At 27.9% G+C, this 16660-nt stretch carries 17 protein-coding genes and 1 riboswitch; of the genes, 2 read left to right on the top strand and 15 right to left on the bottom strand.

Features of this window, described 5'->3' with window-relative positions:
- Nucleotides 1–7 precede the first annotated feature (7 nt).
- Complete coding sequence (locus tag T352_RS0101140; RefSeq protein ID WP_026391398.1) at nt 8–232, bottom strand: hypothetical protein; 225 nt, start codon at nt 230–232, stop codon at nt 8–10.
- A 211-nt stretch (nt 233–443) separates the two neighbouring features.
- The gene (locus T352_RS0101135) at nt 444–2117 is read right to left on the bottom strand and encodes a ribonuclease J (protein ID WP_026391397.1); all 1674 of its coding nucleotides are present in this window, start codon (nt 2115–2117) and stop codon (nt 444–446) included.
- Nucleotides 2118–2285: 168 nt separating this feature from the next.
- On the opposite strand from T352_RS0101135, the gene recU reads away from it, so the two are divergent.
- Entirely contained in the window at nt 2286–2864 is a 579-nt protein-coding gene (recU, locus tag T352_RS0101130) for a Holliday junction resolvase RecU (protein ID WP_026391396.1), read from the top strand.
- Here the strand turns inward: recU and thiT are convergent.
- Nucleotides 2840–3838, bottom strand: a complete 999-nt coding sequence (gene thiT / locus T352_RS06790) for an energy-coupled thiamine transporter ThiT (RefSeq protein WP_051615668.1) — start codon at nt 3836–3838, stop codon at nt 2840–2842. The two genes, recU and thiT, sit on opposite strands and share 25 nt — an antisense overlap.
- A gap of 52 nt (nt 3839–3890) precedes the next feature.
- Nucleotides 3891–3988, bottom strand: a riboswitch (TPP riboswitch).
- A 63-nt stretch (nt 3989–4051) separates the two neighbouring features.
- The gene (locus tag T352_RS0101120; protein WP_035344717.1) at nt 4052–5347 is read right to left on the bottom strand and encodes a pyrimidine-nucleoside phosphorylase; all 1296 of its coding nucleotides are present in this window, start codon (nt 5345–5347) and stop codon (nt 4052–4054) included.
- 65 nt (nt 5348–5412) lie between these two features.
- Here T352_RS0101120 and T352_RS0101115 point away from each other — a divergent pair, with 65 nt between their 5' ends.
- Complete coding sequence (locus T352_RS0101115) at nt 5413–5994, top strand: histidine phosphatase family protein (protein ID WP_026391394.1); 582 nt, start codon at nt 5413–5415, stop codon at nt 5992–5994.
- Nucleotides 5995–6051: 57 nt separating this feature from the next.
- On the opposite strand, the gene T352_RS0101110 is transcribed toward T352_RS0101115, so the two are convergent.
- The 11 genes from T352_RS0101110 to ileS form a co-directional block, all read right to left on the bottom strand.
- Nucleotides 6052–6849 (bottom strand): lysophospholipid acyltransferase family protein, encoded by a 798-nt coding sequence (locus tag T352_RS0101110; protein WP_026391393.1) that lies wholly within the window; start codon nt 6847–6849, stop codon nt 6052–6054.
- The gene (locus tag T352_RS0101105; RefSeq protein WP_026391392.1) at nt 6850–7320 is read right to left on the bottom strand and encodes a dihydrofolate reductase; all 471 of its coding nucleotides are present in this window, start codon (nt 7318–7320) and stop codon (nt 6850–6852) included. It lies immediately after the preceding gene.
- Nucleotides 7317–8183, bottom strand: a complete 867-nt coding sequence (thyA, locus tag T352_RS0101100) for a thymidylate synthase (RefSeq protein ID WP_162151077.1) — start codon at nt 8181–8183, stop codon at nt 7317–7319. The genes T352_RS0101105 and thyA overlap by 4 nt, the downstream gene beginning before the upstream one ends.
- A gap of 19 nt (nt 8184–8202) precedes the next feature.
- Nucleotides 8203–9576, bottom strand: a complete 1374-nt coding sequence (gene pepV, locus T352_RS0101095; protein WP_026391390.1) for a dipeptidase PepV — start codon at nt 9574–9576, stop codon at nt 8203–8205.
- 98 nt (nt 9577–9674) lie between these two features.
- Nucleotides 9675–10025, bottom strand: coding sequence for a single-stranded DNA-binding protein (locus tag T352_RS0101090; RefSeq protein ID WP_026391389.1), 351 nt, complete (start codon nt 10023–10025; stop codon nt 9675–9677).
- Between the two features lie 166 nt (nt 10026–10191).
- Nucleotides 10192–10899 (bottom strand): purine-nucleoside phosphorylase, encoded by a 708-nt coding sequence (deoD, locus tag T352_RS0101085; RefSeq protein ID WP_026391388.1) that lies wholly within the window; start codon nt 10897–10899, stop codon nt 10192–10194.
- A complete protein-coding gene (gene deoC, locus T352_RS06035; RefSeq protein WP_162151076.1) occupies nt 10880–11554 on the bottom strand; it encodes a deoxyribose-phosphate aldolase in 675 nt (224 codons plus the stop codon). The genes deoD and deoC overlap by 20 nt, the downstream gene beginning before the upstream one ends.
- 47 nt (nt 11555–11601) lie before the next feature.
- Entirely contained in the window at nt 11602–12291 is a 690-nt protein-coding gene (locus T352_RS0101075) for a hypothetical protein (RefSeq protein WP_026391387.1), read from the bottom strand.
- A 10-nt stretch (nt 12292–12301) separates the two neighbouring features.
- Complete coding sequence (locus T352_RS0101070; RefSeq protein WP_026391386.1) at nt 12302–13156, bottom strand: hypothetical protein; 855 nt, start codon at nt 13154–13156, stop codon at nt 12302–12304.
- A gap of 44 nt (nt 13157–13200) precedes the next feature.
- On the bottom strand, nt 13201–13932 hold the full coding sequence (surE, locus tag T352_RS0101065) for a 5'/3'-nucleotidase SurE (protein WP_026391385.1): 732 nt from the start codon (nt 13930–13932) through the stop codon (nt 13201–13203).
- Nucleotides 13929–16634, bottom strand: a complete 2706-nt coding sequence (gene ileS, locus T352_RS0101060) for an isoleucine--tRNA ligase (RefSeq protein ID WP_162151075.1) — start codon at nt 16632–16634, stop codon at nt 13929–13931. Before ileS ends, surE begins: the two co-directional genes overlap by 4 nt.
- Between the last annotated feature and the right edge of the window lie 26 nt (nt 16635–16660).

Here is a 16660-nt window from a genome sequence, read left to right as displayed (position 1 = left end):
ACTTCTTTTAATTTAGTTCGAAGTTTGCTTTATTGTATTCGTATTCAATAACTTCGTTTCCATACTCAACGATTAACTTGTAAAGTTTTTTAATTTCACTTTTTAATTTGAAAGTATTTAATAATCCTGTAGTATTACTTAATTGTCTTTCTTTTTCTAAAAGTAATCTATCTAATTCTGCAACTCTTCTTACGTTAAATTCGTATTTGTTTTCTGATATATGTTTAAACATTTTTTCTTCCTCCTTCTTATCTTTACACATAAATTATAGCATTAAATTTTCTTAAAAAAAGTGTTTCGATTTTTAATAACGCTTACTTTTTATGAAAATGTTTTCTTTTTTAAATGGTAGCGTTTCAATTTTTTTAAATGTTTTATAAATAAAAAAATCCCACATTTTATCGATATTTATTACTAAATATTTCATAAAGTGGGACTATTTTTTATTTAATTTCTGTTGAAACTATGACAGGAATAATAATTGGATTACGTCTTGTTTCAGTATAAATGAATTTTGCTAAGTCATTTCTTACATCTTTTTTAAAATCATTCCAATTAATATATTTATTATTTAAATGATCTTTACTTGTTTCTAAGAATGTTTCTTTAATTTGATTTAATAATTCTTCTGCTTCCTTAATATAAACAAATCCTTTAGTTACTATTTCAACATCACCAACAATTTCTTTTTTTCTTGGATTAACATGAGCAACTATTATTAATGCCCCATCTTCTGCTAGTATTTCTCTATCTCTAAGTACGTAGTCATTAACATCACCAACTGCAGTTCCATCAATCAAGATTTCTCCAGCTCCAATTTCACCTTTACTTACAAATGGTTCATCAGCAAATGTTAAAACATCACCATTATCCATATTAAAGATTCTATCATCACTGTATCCTAAGCCATTAGCAAGTTTTCTAACGCGATACTGATGTCTAAACTCACCAATTACTGGAATAATATACTGTGGTTTTAACATATTGATCATCATTTTTATTTCATCACTACTTGCATGATTTAATGATAATAATCTTGGGTTTACAACTTCAACTTTTGCATCACTTCTAAATAAAATATCTAGTGTTCTTGCTGCCATTTTTTCAGTACCTGGTACTGGTGCTGTCATAATCAAAACTGTGTCACGATCATTAATATGAATTAATCTATCACTTCTTTTACACATTCTTTGAATCATATAAAATGGTTCATGTCTGTTTCCGGTAATTAAAGCAACAATATTCTTATCATCATTTTTATTTTTATCATCAATAAATTTTAAGTTAATTAAAGATGCTTCAGGAATATTTAAGTAACCTTCGTTAATTGCAATATCAACTATTCTTTGAGCTTTTCTTCCAATAATTGCTATCTTTTTATTGTGTTCGATTGCGATATCAATAATTCTTTGAATTTTTTGCAGATCCGAAGAAAATAATGAAACTAAAATTCTACCTTCTGCATTTGAAAAAACACTATTTAATTTATGATCAAGTTCTAATTGCATATTACTTGTTCTAACATCATTTGCACCAATTGATTCAATTAAAAGTGCTAAAACATTTTTTTCTGCTAATTGATTGATTTTTGCAAAGTCTGTCTGATATTTAATATCACCAGATTGATCAAATGTAAAATCACTAGTATATACAATATTTCCTTTAGTAGTTTGAATTGCTATACCAACTGATTCTGGAATTGAATGCGTAGTATTAAAAAATGTAATTCTAACATTGCCAAATTTAATTATATTATTTTGACTTATAACATTTAATGTATAATCTTCTAATTTTAAACCTGCTTCTTTTAAATTATCTTTCACTATTTCCATTGTGAAATTAGTAGCATAAACAGGTACATTAATATCTTTTAAAATATGTGATAAGGCTGCTATATGATCCTCATGAGCATGACTTAAAAAAATACCTTTTATTCTATTCTTCACTCTTATTAACATTTTGTAGTCTGGTACTATTTCATCAACCCCAAAGAGTTCGCTACCTGGATATTTAATACCTGCATCTAAAATAAATAAATCATTATCTACTTCTATTACAAACATATTTTTTCCATTTTCAGCTAATCCGCCTAGGGCAAAAAAACGAATTTGACTCATTATATTCACTTCCTTTATCGTCTTATTACTTTCTTATTATAACATGTTTTATTTAAAATATTCATGAAAGCATTTTATTTATTTTAATAAATTAAATAGCTAATGTTTTAGAACTCTTTTTACCTTTAAAAAATATCTAAATAATGTTAAAATAAAAATGGTGATTAAATGAAATATCCAAATAAAAAAACTTTAGTTAAACAGGAAACTAATTATGCAAATCTAGGCATGACTCTAGAAAGTGATTTAGAGTATACAAATAACTATTATTTAGTTAATGATATTGCTGTGATTCATAAAAAACCTACCCCAGTACAAATTGTAAATGTTAGTTATCCGTCAAGAAATAAGGCTAAAATTACTGAGGCTTATTATAAAACTCCATCTACAACTGACTTTAATGGAATCTATAAGGGTAAGTATATTGACTTTGATGCTAAAGAAACTAATAATAAAACAGCTTATCCATTAAGTAATATTCACGAACATCAAGTAACTCATTTGAGAAATGTTGAAAAACATGGTGGGATTGCTTTTTTAATTGTTCATTTTAAAAAACATAACAAGTATTTTTTCTTGCCATTTAGTATTTTAGCTAAATATTGGGATAAAAAAAGCACTGAGAGAAAGTCGATTCCTTATACCGAATTTCTACAAAGTGCTTATGAAATTAATATTAAATATAATCCAAGATTAGATTATTTAAAAATTATTGATGAATATTATTTAAGTCTTGTTTCTAAATAAATAAATTTCTTACTTAGCATAATAACGAAAATTAAACTAGCTAATGCTGATACAGCCATATATGGTAAGTTATATAAAATAAATGAATAAAACCATACATTTTTACCATCAGCATAATCGCTAAAGAAAATAACCCCTGATAAACCATGCATTACATATCTTAAGAATGAACCAATTAAAACTGCCAAAATAACTGACTTTAAAGAGCCTTCTTGGGCTTTTTTGCTAAAAAGACCACTTACTGCTACTAATAAAGTAAAAGGGATTAAATAGTCAAAAAAGATTGATCCAACATGTAAGATAAAGCCATCTGTAAGTAGATTTACTACTCCATAAGTAAATCCCATGATTGCTCCAGCTTTTACTCCTCTTCTTAAGCCAAAAATGAATAGTGGTAACATTGATAATGAAAAACTTCCACCATTTGGTAATTCAAGTGCAGGAATCATTTTTGAAATTAATGATAATACTACTGCAAGAGCAGCAAAGATAGCACCTTCTGATAAAACTTCTACGGTAATTTTAGAAGTTTCTTTTTTCTCTATAAATGAAAATACAAGCTCTAAAATTAAAGTAATACTAATAATTGCATTTGCGAGTGAAAATCCAAAGGCAAATCCGTTTCTTTTATCTTGATCAATCGGAAATATTATTAAAGTATATATATTTATTATTAAGAATAGAGCATATAAAGTAATTTTAATATACTTTTTATTCTTAGAATCTTCTAATAAATGATTACCTAATTTAATCAAATCTAATATAACTAGTATAGCAATTAAAACTATGCTAATTATAACTAATACTTTTGGCAGTAATAAACTCATGTTACTATATATAAGTTCTTTATTCTCTGTTCTACCAATAACAATTCCATTACTCAGGCTTCCTAAAATTAGGCTTGCTGAAGTAACTAATATCAAGTTTAGTATTAATCTTAAAATAAGACTTACTAACTTTTCTTTATTTTGCATATTTCTCCTCCTATAAATAAAAAATTCTTTGGCATACCAAAGAAATAGTTAAAAAAATATTTTAAACTATCCCTCCGCTAGTACTAACTAGATCAGGTTATGCGAGTCGATGTTAATCTCTCAGCCCATTGGGCACCCCGTAGCAAAACTATAGTAACATTAATTAATAAAAAAATAAAGTAAATCGATTTGAGATCTACTTTATTATAAGTTTTATTTAATTATTCCTAAAATAAGTTTATTAGTTAAGTGCTTATCGCCAATTATAATATTATTAATAATTAGATTAGTTGCTTCTTCAATTCCTTTTTCTGTTACATATAAAGTTGCAATTGTATCACCTTTATTAACCTTGTCACCTATTTTAACATGGAGATCTAAACCAACTTTTAAATCAATTATATCTTCTTTAAACTCACGTCCAGCTCCAAGTCTACTTGCTGCAACTCCTATTTCACTAGCATTAATCTTTTCGACATATCCTGATTTTAATGCTTTAACTAAAACTTTTTTATGGGAAAATAGTTTCTCTGGATTATCAATATAAGAAACATCACCACCCTGAGCAATTACCATTTCTCTTAATTTTTCTAAAGCTTTACCATTTTTAATTACTTCATCTAACATTTCTAGAGCTTCATCGATATCTTTTGCAAGTTTAGCATCTACTAATAAATGAGAACTAATCACATTTGTTACTTCTAAGACATCTTTAGGTCCTTTTCCTGATAATGCAAGAATTGCTTCATATACTTCAAGACCATTACCAATATAATGACCTAGTGGTTCTTCCATGCTAGTTAAGATTGCAGTTACTTTTTTACCTGCTAAATTACCTATACTTACCATTAATTTTGCAAGTTTAGTTGCATCTTCAACTGTTTTCATAAAGGCACCAGAACCTACTTTAACATCAAGACAAATAGCATCGCTACCACTTGCAAGTTTTTTAGACATAATACTTGATGCAATTAAAGGAATGATATCAACAGTCCCTGTTACATCTCTAAGTGCGTATAACTTTTTATCGGCTGGCGCAACATCACCACTTTGACCAATAATTGAAACACCAATTTCGTTTACTTGTTTTAAAAAGTCAGTAAAAGGAACTTCTACTCTAAAACCAGGAATACTTTCTAATTTATCAATAGTTCCACCAGTATGGCCTAGGCCTCTACCACTCATTTTCGCAACCTTTGCTCCACATGCAGCTAGTAATGGTCCTAAAATTAAGGTAACTGTATCACCAACACCGCCAGTTGAATGTTTATCAACTTTAATTCCATTAATTGAACTTAAATCAAAGATATCACCACTATCTCGCATTGCAAGAGCTAAGTTGGTTGCTTCCTCATCAGTCATACCTACATAAAAAAGACTCATAAGTAGTGCACTCATTTGATAATCTTTAATATTACCATTTGTATAGTTGTCAATTAAGTAATAAATTTCTTCCTTTGATAGTTTATTACCATCTCTTTTTTTAATGATTAAATCTACAATATGCATATAATCAACTCCTCTAAGATTATTTTACTATATTATGTTATAATAATAAAGGAAAAGGTGATAATATGCGTATATATTTAGTAAGACATGGTCAAACAAACTATAACTTAAAACGACTTGTCCAAGGAAGAATTGATGAACCACTAAATAAAACAGGAATAAAACAAGCTAAGCAAACTGGTCAATTAATTAAACAATTAAATTTCAAGTTTGATAAAATAGTTTCAAGCCCGCTTTCAAGAGCGTTTGAAACAGCTTATTTAATAGCTAAAAAAAATAACTATAAAGATAATATTATATTAGATAATTTACTAGTTGAGCGTGACTTTGGGCAATATGAACTAACAGAAATTAAAGAGTCATTTCCTATAGTTATGCAAGATGGATTTAATGAAAATGGCTTTGAAGATACAGAAACACTTAAAAAAAGAATTAAAAGTGCTATAAGTAATCTTTATTTGAATCATTCTGATCAAACACTTATTTTAACAGTTCATGCTCATGTTATTAGAACAATTTATGTTTTAATGGATGAAAACAAATATAATTATACTAATTTTTATTTAGGTAATTGTTCAATTCACGTCTTTGATTTTGATGGATCAAATTTTAATTTAATTGAAACTCATAATAATGATGAAGCGTAATTTATAAATTAATAAAAATAGTTTAGTCAGGTTTAATCCAAACTAAACTATTTTTTATTATTTTAAGTTACTAAATGGTTCATTAATTGTATCTTTTATTAATTCTCCAAGTTCGGTTGTTTGAAGATGAGATACTGTCTCATATTTAATAATCGGATGAATTATGAGTCTGACCTTGTAGAATTTCAAGAAAAATCTTTTCTTAGAAAATTTTGTACCACCAATAATTGTTATTGGTAAAAAATCAGACTCTGCTTTTGTTCCAATTTTGAATGCTCCACCTTTAATTTCAAGAATTTCCTCAGTTTCCCTAGTTTTAATTCCACCTTCTGGGAAAATTAACATTGCATGTCCTTTTTTCACATTTTCAATTGCTTTTATCATTGTCTTAGCAGTTTTTCTATTGTCATCTCGATCAATTGGCAAACACCCAACATATGACATGTAATTTGATAAAATTGGTATTTTATATAGTGAAATTTTAGGGGTAAAAGCTAAACCACGATTTAAAGCTGTCATAATTAATACTGGATCTGTTTGTGATTTATGATTAGCATACAAAGTTAGTTTACCATTTTTTGGAATATTTTCTTTTCCCTCAACATCCACTACTGCTCTAAATATAAAGAAACTGAGGAATTTAGCTGCACTTTTTGATAAGTAATACTTAAACTTAGTGTTTACTTTTGTAATTTTCATTAAAGGCATTAATAAAATTAATAAAATAGCTAAAACTAGTATACCAACAAAATAGCCTAGAATTATATAAACTGGTATTAAAAACCAAAATGAGAATAACGTATAGCCAAAATAAATGGTTAACATCCATGTGACTAAAAATATTATAGATATCATTTATTTTATCCTTTCATATTCAGAAAAAATTAACATATTTTCTGTCTTATAGTTTAATAATTTAAATTTATTTAAATCAAATTTTGGAAAATAAACATTTCCTTCATATCTATTTAAGATATATGTGATTAAAAGTCTATCTGCATAAGGAAGAGATAGCCTATAAATTGTTGGGCCACCAATTACAAACAAATTTTCTTTATTGTTTGCTAAAAATGCATTAATGTCTTTTATTAGTGTTGCATCTTTGTAGGTTGTATCTTCCAAATTAGCAACATACACTTTTTTAAATGGAAAAGGTTTATCTTTGTAATAACCTTTCATTGACATATAGGTTATATGTCCCATTAATACAATTTGATCATTAGTTTTACTCTTAAAGTACTTTAAATCTTCTTTAATATGCCAAGGAAGCTTAGAATCTTTGCCTACAAGCCAATTTTCATCCATGGCCCATATTAATGTAATCATACAGCAACAACTCCCTTAATTAACGGATATGGGTCATATTCTTCTAAGGTAAAGTCTTCATATTTGAAGTCAGTTATATTAACTATATCTTTATTAATTACCATTTTAGGTAATTTTTTAGGAGTTCTAGTTAACTGTAGGTTAATTTGCTCAACATGATTTAAATAAATATGAGCATCTCCCATAGTATGAATAAACTCTCCCACTTCTAAGTTAGTAACTTGTGCTACCATCATTAAGAATAGACTATAAGATGCGATATTAAATGGTACTCCTAGAAAAATATCTGCACTTCTTTGATAGAGTTGAAGTGATAATTTATTATCATTTACATAAAATTGCATAAATGCATGACATGGTGGTAACATCATGTCTTTTATTTCTGCTGGATTCCAAGCAGAGATAATATGTCTTCTTGAATCTGGATTATTTTTTAATCCATTAATTAATTCACTAATTTGATCTATGCCATTGAAGTTGCGCCACTGACTACCATAAACAGGTCCTAAATTACCATATTTATTAGCAAACTCTTCATCATTTTTTATTTTTTCAACAAATTCTTTTAATGTTTCATTTTGATAGTCTGGACTTTTCTTATAATTGTCATATGGCCATTCATTCCAAATGTTTACGCCATTTAATACTAGATATCTAATGTTTGTATCTCCACTAATAAACCATAATAGTTCATAAATAATCGATTTTAAATGAACTTTTTTAGTGGTAAGTAAAGGAAAACCCTCACTTAAATCATATTTAACTTGATAGCCAAACATACTAATTGTTCCTGTATTTGTACGATCACTTTTCTTAGTTCCATTAGTTAAGATATCTAAACACATATCTAAATACTTACGCATAAAATCTCCCCTTAAATTTTTATTTTGCTAATTCATATAAACTCTCAGTATAAATAATTGTTGCTAAAATAAAATCATCAATATCGATATATTCATCTTTTTGATGGATAAATGATGGTTTACCTGGGAAATGTGGTCCAAAAGCAACTACATTTGGCATTGCTCTAGCAAATGTTCCCCCACCAATTGTTATAGGTTTTGCATCTTGGTCATTTGTATGTTTTTGATAAACTTTCATTAATTTACTTACCAATTCTGAATTTGGATCATTATACAATAATTTTTGATGATGATTATAACTTACTTTATAGTCATTAAATAATGTTTTGATTTTATCAAATAATTCTTCAAAAACTACACCATTTGGATATCTAATGTTAAGAACTAACTTAAATTCATTCAACTTAGATTCTAATACACCTAAGTTAACTGTTAAATCGCCCATTTCAGCATCAGTGTAATTGATTTTTAATTTACTTCCTCTTGTTTCATTACTTAAGTACTTATCGATTGTAGTTGTTAATTCATTTTTAATATTATTTTCAATTAAGAAGTTATTTAATAAATCAATTGCATTACTACCTAGTTCAGGTGTTGATCCATGAGCACTAATACCATCTACTGATAGTACTAAGTTATTGTCTACAACTTCGTATTTACCATTAATATTATTATCATTTAAATATTTCTTAAAATTATTTAGTAATTCTTTATCATTTACTAATATTGCTTTTGCATTATCGGGAACCATATTATCTCTAAGTCCACCAGTAAAGCTAATTAATTTTGATTGATCGAAAGTTCCTTCAATATTTATTCTTACTATCCCTTTTTCAGCATAAATTAAAGGAAAATCTGCATCAGGAATAAATCCTGAAACTGGTGTTTCTGGATGTTTTGAAAAATAATGATTTACACATCTCCAACCACTTTCTTCATCACTACCTAAAATAAGTTTAACTCTCTTTGTTAAAGGAACATTTAGTTTTTTTAATATTTTAAGTGCATAATACGCTGCCATTGTCGGTCCTTTATCATCTTCTGTTCCACGACCATACATTTTATTATCATGAATTTCTGCACCGTATGGTGGATATGTCCAACCACTTCCTGCTGGAACAACGTCAAGATGACCAATAATTCCAACAAAATCTTTGCTATCTCCGTACTCGATGTGACCAGCATAGTTATCGACATTTAATGTTTTAAAACCATCTTTTTTTCCTAAGTTTAACATAAAATCAAGTGCTTCCTTATTACCTTCACCAAAAGGAGCCTCTACTCTATTTGGGTCAAATGTTGTAAGTTCTGAATTAATTTTAATTAAATTACTTAAATCTTTAATAATTTCTTCTTTTCTTTTTAATACTTCTTCTTTGAAGTTAATGTTCATAATAATCACTCCTTATAATATTCTATCATATTTTTACTGTTTTAATGAAATTAATACTAAATTTTTAACGACTAATAAAAAAGGAATAAGATATACTCCTATTCCTCTAATTCCTTTTCCAATTTTTGTTTGCTGCTAGATAAAAAAGTAATTTTTTCTGCAATAACTTCTATCATACCTAGTTTTTTATCATCAGGTAATTTATATTGCCATGACTGAATTCTGCCTTTTACTGCAAGCATAACTCCCTTTGACGTGTAACTTTTAACTGTACTTGCTAATCCCTCCCATGCTGTGACTGAAATAAAATCAGTATCATACTCACCATTATAATTTTTAAATGATCTTTGAACAGCTAACTGAAATTTAAGTACTTTTTTTCCATCTTCTAAGATAAGTGGTTCTGGTTCATGTGTAATTCTTCCTACTAATACTAGTTGATTCAACATTATAATCTCCTTTTTTTATTTTATTATAACCAACTAGTATAAATAATAAAAATTACCAAATTTGATTTATTATTATATAATACTTTATATTTTAGTAAAAAAAATAACTTATAAACCTAAGTTTACAAGTTATTATCTAAGTTTTATTAATTAATCAGTTAATTGATTAAATACTATTTAGAGCAACAAGAATCATATCTTTAAATGATTTTTGTCTCTCTTCTGAAGAAGTTGCTTCTCTAGTTACTAATGAATCTGAAATTGTTAATAAACAAGCTGCTTTTTTGCCTAATGCTTTTGCATTTGCAAATAATGCAAATGATTCCATTTCAACACAAACTGCATTATGTTTTTCATAAATTTCTTTATATTCATTGTGATTATTACGGTAAAATACGTCTGAAGAGTGAATTGTTTCTTCGTGTAATTTAATATCTAATTTTGCAGCTGCTTTTTTCAAACGATTATTTGTTGAAGTAGTTGCTGATATTTTTTTGCTTCCTGTTACTCCCATTGTTTTAGCATAGCTTGATTCTGTCCATGCATTTTTTGTTAAAACAACATCGTATAAATTAAGTCTATCTGTATATGCACCAGCTGAACCTACTCTAATAATTGTTTCAACATCATAAAATGCATATAATTCGTATGAATAAATTCCTATACTTGGCATTCCCATTCCTGAACCCATTACAGTAACAAGTTTTTTACCAAACTTTCCAGTATAACCTAACATATTTCTTACACCGTTGATTTGTACTACATCGGTTAAGAATGTTTCAGCAATAAATTTTGCTCTAAGTGGATCTCCTGGCATAATTACTGTTTTAGCAATTAAATTTTTGTCTTTTAACTCAATATGTGGTGTTGGTATCATTTTTATTCTCCTTTTTCATAACGATGTCGACTCCATTAGAAGTACCAATTCTTGAAGCACCTGCATCGATCATTTTCATAGCATCTTCATAAGTTCTAACTCCACCTGAAGCTTTAACTAATGCATTTTCTTTAACTGTATCTTTCATTAATTTAACATCTTCAACATTTGCTCCACCGGTACCAAATCCTGTTGATGTTTTTACAAACTGTGCGCCTGCTTCAACTACAAGGTTTGATGCTTTAACAATTTCTTCTTTTGTTAAATAACAAGTTTCAATAATTACTTTAACTGTTCTACCACTTGCAGCTACTACAACACCTTCAATTTCATCTAAAATGAGGTCATAGTTACCTGATTTAAGGGCATGAACATTAATAACCATATCAATCTCGTCGGCACCGTTGATAACAGCATCTAGTGTTTCTTGTGTTTTAACGATTGCTGTATGAGTTCCGTGTGGGAATCCAACAACTGTACAAACTAAAACGTCTGTATTTTTAAGTGCATCTTTGGCATATGAAACCCAAATTGGATTAACGCAAACACTCTTGAAGTCATATGTCTTAGCTTCACTAAGCAGTTTATCTATCTGATCCTTAGTAACATTTGCCCCTAACTTTGTATGATCAATATACTTGTTTAATTTCATCTGTCTTACCAATAATATATTCTCATATATTAAATCCTTTCATATTTTTATTCACTAACTACTAATTGTTTTTTATTTTTAATTCCATTTGTAAACAAATTTGTAAATAAATTGATAAGTGGTCCTAAACCAAATACAATTATCAAACTAAATACATTTATTTGTTCTGTAAAATTAACACCTTTAGTTAAAATTGCAATTAAGAATGCAACTAACATAAATGTTCCATCTAGTAATATTTTTGCTAGAGAATAATTGTTTAATTTATCTGCTAAGAATATAGCAAACTCATCATATGGTGATTTAACAGTTTTCTCTTTAATCATAATTGCAACACTAATTGCCATAACTACAAGTGACACTAGTGCAATAATAATTGCTATTAATAACCTATCGGTACTAAATAATGTTTGACCATCTTTTAAAACTAGATTAAATATTTTTTCAAAACTATTAATCCAAATATTAATTGCCTCTCCCATAACAAAGACAACTAAAAGGGTAAATAGTACTGCTAATTTTCTAGTTGTTATTAATAAAAATAAAACTAATGAAACATTAATTATGATTGTCCAATTTCCAACATCTAGTAACTTTGTACTTCTCATTAAAAAGTATGCGAGAGCATCAACTGCACCAGCACCAAGTCCTGATATAATAACACCAGCTACTCCAAGAGCGAGTAAGATTAGTGATAATATTTGGAAAAAGGCAAATCTAATATTTTTTCTGTTCACACTTTCTCTCCTAATCTATTAATTTAGTATGTTTAATAAATTCAAATGCTTCTTTAATTTTACTAAATTTATACTTCTTTAAAATCTTATTTATTTTTTTTAAGTTTTTCTTAGGAACAACATATGTTCCTTTTAAAAAACCAGGTACTTCTTCTAGATATTTTCCTGCTACTTCATAAAACTCATCTGCATTAATTATTGAAGAATCATTTCCTCTATTAACTATTATATAATCTAGATATATTGGTAATACTGTTAAGGTATCATATTTCCATTCAAATGCTACTTTTACACTTTTATCTTCCATTTTCATAAATAAATAAAATGGAACAATCGTTTCTTCTTGTTGATAGTGTTTTTGAAGTTCATAAATGTCATTTAAATATCTTAATATTCCGTGTAATTTATCTTTTCTAACAAGTGCATATTCATTTAGTAATTTAGGATTCAACTCTAAATATTTTTGTTTAATACGCATAAAGATATTCATAACTAAGTCTCTTCTATATTGTAAGACATCAACAAATGTTTCATGGAAAACAAATAGACTAAACTTATCTACTAATCTTTTTGTTATTTGTAAAACTTTTTCAACAAAAAAGTCTGGAGCAAGTGTTGAAATTTCTAATTGGAAATTTAAATCATAATATTTTGGATCTAAGCGATAAATTTCTTTAACTTGAGATTTAGGCATGAAAAAAAATCTACAAGTTAAATCCAGTCTAGGATCTACATAGTTAAAAACTAAGCGATTGTTTGAATCATCAATTGTTATACCGTCAATAACTTCAAAGAAAGCAATAACTGCTTCAATGTTGATATCTCTAGTATTTGCTTTAAAGAAATGCAAGCGAAAAAAATCCATATAATCACCTCTGTCTATACTATTTTATCATATAAATGTTTTTTTTATTTATTTAACTTATTTAATAAGTCAAAATCAGTTCTTGATAATGTAACTGGTGTAATTGAAATATAGCCATTTTCAAAAGCCCAAACATCACTTGTTAATTCTTCGTTATATCTAGTCAGACTTCCCTTTAAATAATAAGTATCTTCTTCATTTGTTTTTTTCACAAATTCTGAATGATAATATCTTCTTCCTTGGTGAGTATAAATAACACCTTTAGGTTTTTCAAAACTAAATTTAGGGAAATTAATGTTTAAAATACCATCATTAATATAACTTTTGTTTTCAATTACTTCATCTAATGTTTTAATTGCTTCGTCATATAAGTAATCTAATTCTAGATTGTCAGCTGAGATTGCAATTGCATTTACACCGTAAATTTTAGCTTCTTTTGCAGCACCAACAGTTCCTGAATATAAAATATCCATCGCAATGTTAGGTCCATCATTAATTCCTGATACTACTAAATCAAATTCAATATTAAATAAGGAAAGTCCTGCTCTTGTAGCATCGGCTGGTGTCCCATAGACTTTAAGTGCCCCAAGTGTACCTGGTATTAGCGGTGCTTGTTCAATTTTTAAAGTACTTGAAAGTGAAATAGCATGACTTTTTGCACTTTGCTGTACTGCAGGTGCTGAGACATAGACCTTACCATGAGGAGTAAGTGCTCTTGCTAAAATTTCTAATCCTTTTGATTCAATTCCATCATCATTAACTAATAAAATGTTCATTTATTTAATTCCTCCACAACATTATTACATCTTTCACATAAATTGTTTGAATTTAATTTCTTAAATGTTCTCCAACATCTTTCACAAACATGTCCGCCATATTTACTTACTTTAATTTCTAACATATTTCCTTCAGTTACAATAACTTTTGAAGAAATTAAGACTAACTCTAAATCAAGATCTAAATATTTTATTGCTTCAATTTGTTCTTTTGTTAATTTTAATTCAATTAATGATTCTAATGACTTACCAATTACTTTCAAAATTCTTGCTGTTTCTAATTCTTTTAGAACTTCTTCTCTTAATTCTTCAAAAATTGCAAATGAATCAACTAATTTTTGATCGGTAAAATCATTTTTCTCAGGCATACTTTCTAGATAAATATCTTCATATTGTCTATGTGGTAATTCCCAGTATGCTTCACTTGTTGTATGTGGAATAATTGGATTTAATAATTTTAATAATCCTAGTAAGATATCATATAGAGTTGATTGAATTGCTCTTCTTTCAAAATTATTTTCTAATTCAATATATAAAACATCTTTAATAAAGTCTAGATAAAATGCTGATACATCATTAATAATAAATGGCATAATTATTCTATATACTTTATCAAACTCATAGTTATCATATGCATCAATTACTTTATTTACAACTTCACGATATTTAAGTGTCATTAATCTATTTAGTTTACCACGCATTGAATAGCTGATATAGTTCTTACTTGGATCAAAATCAAATAAATTACCTAACATATATTTAAATGTGTTTCTTATTTTTCTATATGATTCGCTTGTTTGTTTAATTAGTTCATCACTAATTCTAACATCACTTTGATAAGATGTTGTTGCTACCCATAATCTTAGTAAGTCCGCACCTTGTTGATCCATCATTTTAATTGGATCAATTACGTTGCCTTTTGACTTACTCATTTTGTAGCCCTGTCCGTCTAAAACAAATCCGTGACTAACAACATTTTTATATGGTGATTTACCTGTAACTGCAACACTTGTTGTAAGTGATGAGTTAAACCATCCACGATATTGGTCAGAACCTTCCAAATATAGGTCAGCTTGAGTTGGTAGGCCTCTTTCTTCTAAAACCTTATAAGATGTACCACTGTCAAACCAAACGTCCATAATGTCTTTTTCTTTTGTAAATATTCCGTTTGGACTATTTACGTTTTTATATCCCTTAGGCATTAAATCTTTAACATCATAATCGTACCAAATATTAATACCATGTTCTCTTACTAAACTAGAAATATGTTTGATTATTTCATAGTCTAAGACAGCTTCACCATTTTCTGCATAGAAAATTGGTAGTGGAACACCCCAGACTCTCTGACGACTAATTACCCAGTCATTTCTCGATTCAATCATATTTGATAATCTAACTTCACCCCATGCAGGAGTCCAGTTAATATTTTTAATTTCTTCTAATAAATTTTCTCTCAAAGGATCGATACTTGCGAACCATTGTGGGGTTGATCTAAAAATAATTGGTTTTCTAGTTCTCCAGTCATGTGGGTATGAGTGAACAATTTTTTCTTGTTTAACGAGATAACCAAGTTCTTCTAAATCATTAACAATTTCTTTGTTTGCAACTTCATAAAATAATCCTTCATATTTTCCAGCCTCACTAGTCATTACACCTTTACCATCTACTGGACTTAAGATGTCTAACTTATAAAGTAATCCTACTTCATAGTCATCCTCACCATGGCCAGGGGCAGTATGAACTAAACCAGTACCATCTGTGTTTGTTACATGTTTTCCTAAGATAACTTTTGAGATACGGTCATATAATGGATGTTTATATTCAATATTTTCTAGTTCATTTCCTTTGAATCTTTTAATTACATTTAATGCTTCTAAGTTTAATTTTTGATTTAAACTTTCTAATAAATCTTCTAGTAAAACTAATTTTCCAAATTTTGTATCAACTAAAACATAATTAAAATCAGGATGAACTGATACAGCAAGGTTTGCTGGAAGTGTCCATGGAGTTGTTGTCCAAATTAGAAGATTTGCATCTTTTAATTCATTATTTTGATTTACTAATGGAAATTTAAAGAAGATTGATAGTGATTCTTTATCTTGATATTCAATTTCAGCTTCAGCAAAAGCTGATTCACTACTTGGTGACCAGTAAACTGGTTTTAGGCCACGATAAATTAAATTTTTCTCAGCCATTTTTCCAAATACTAATAATTGATCTGCAATATATTTTTTATCTAGAGTCAAATAAGGATTATCCCAATCCCCTAATATTCCTAATCTTTTAAATTGTGATTTTTGTTTTTCAACTTGTTCTAAAGCAAACATCTCACATTTTAATCTAAAGTCTACGATTGAATGCTCTTCTCTTTTAATTCCTTTTTTTACTACTTCATTTTCAATTGGGAGTCCATGAGTATCCCAACCTGGAATAAAAGGAACATAAAAACCCTTCATTGTTTTATATCTTAAAACAAAGTCTTTTAAAGTTTTTTGTAGGGCGTGACCAATATGGATATTACCATTTGCATATGGAGGTCCATCATGCAAGATAAACGGTGTATTATCCTTATTCTTTTCTAAAACTTTATTGTATAAATCCATTTCTTCCCATTTTGCTTGAAACTCTTTTTCTCTAACGCCTAAATTTCCTCTCATCGGAAAATTTGATTTTGGCATTAATAATGTGTCTTTTAATTCCATTTCTTTCACCTCAAGTTATTTAAATA

Origin of the sequence: Haploplasma modicum ATCC 29102 (genome assembly GCF_000687835.1) — a bacterium.
In the GTDB taxonomy this organism is placed as follows: Bacteria; Bacillota_I; Bacilli_A; order Acholeplasmatales; family Acholeplasmataceae; genus Haploplasma; species Haploplasma modicum.
This window is presented reverse-complemented; position numbering and strand designations above follow the sequence as displayed.

What these genes read in the sequence shown, in the direction of transcription:
- recU (WP_026391396.1), top strand. Translation starts at nt 2,286, where the DNA reads ATGAAATATCCAAATAAAAAAACTTTAGTTAAACAGGAAACTAATTAT.
- T352_RS0101120 (WP_035344717.1), bottom strand. Translation starts at nt 5,347, where the DNA reads ATGCATATTGTAGATTTAATCATTAAAAAAAGAGATGGTAATAAACTA.
- T352_RS0101105 (WP_026391392.1), bottom strand. Translation starts at nt 7,320, where the DNA reads ATGATTACATTAATATGGGCCATGGATGAAAATTGGCTTGTAGGCAAA.
- thyA (WP_162151077.1), bottom strand. Translation starts at nt 8,183, where the DNA reads ATGCGTAAGTATTTAGATATGTGTTTAGATATCTTAACTAATGGAACT.
- pepV (WP_026391390.1), bottom strand. Translation starts at nt 9,576, where the DNA reads ATGAACATTAACTTCAAAGAAGAAGTATTAAAAAGAAAAGAAGAAATT.
- T352_RS0101115 (WP_026391394.1), top strand. Translation starts at nt 5,413, where the DNA reads ATGCGTATATATTTAGTAAGACATGGTCAAACAAACTATAACTTAAAA.
- ileS (WP_162151075.1), bottom strand. Translation starts at nt 16,634, where the DNA reads ATGGAATTAAAAGACACATTATTAATGCCAAAATCAAATTTTCCGATG.
- surE (WP_026391385.1), bottom strand. Translation starts at nt 13,932, where the DNA reads ATGAACATTTTATTAGTTAATGATGATGGAATTGAATCAAAAGGATTA.
- T352_RS0101140 (WP_026391398.1), bottom strand. Translation starts at nt 232, where the DNA reads ATGTTTAAACATATATCAGAAAACAAATACGAATTTAACGTAAGAAGA.
- T352_RS0101090 (WP_026391389.1), bottom strand. Translation starts at nt 10,025, where the DNA reads ATGTTGAATCAACTAGTATTAGTAGGAAGAATTACACATGAACCAGAA.
- deoC (WP_162151076.1), bottom strand. Translation starts at nt 11,554, where the DNA reads ATGAAATTAAACAAGTATATTGATCATACAAAGTTAGGGGCAAATGTT.
- thiT (WP_051615668.1), bottom strand. Translation starts at nt 3,838, where the DNA reads ATGCAAAATAAAGAAAAGTTAGTAAGTCTTATTTTAAGATTAATACTA.
- T352_RS0101135 (WP_026391397.1), bottom strand. Translation starts at nt 2,117, where the DNA reads ATGAGTCAAATTCGTTTTTTTGCCCTAGGCGGATTAGCTGAAAATGGA.
- T352_RS0101070 (WP_026391386.1), bottom strand. Translation starts at nt 13,156, where the DNA reads ATGGATTTTTTTCGCTTGCATTTCTTTAAAGCAAATACTAGAGATATC.
- T352_RS0101110 (WP_026391393.1), bottom strand. Translation starts at nt 6,849, where the DNA reads ATGATATCTATAATATTTTTAGTCACATGGATGTTAACCATTTATTTT.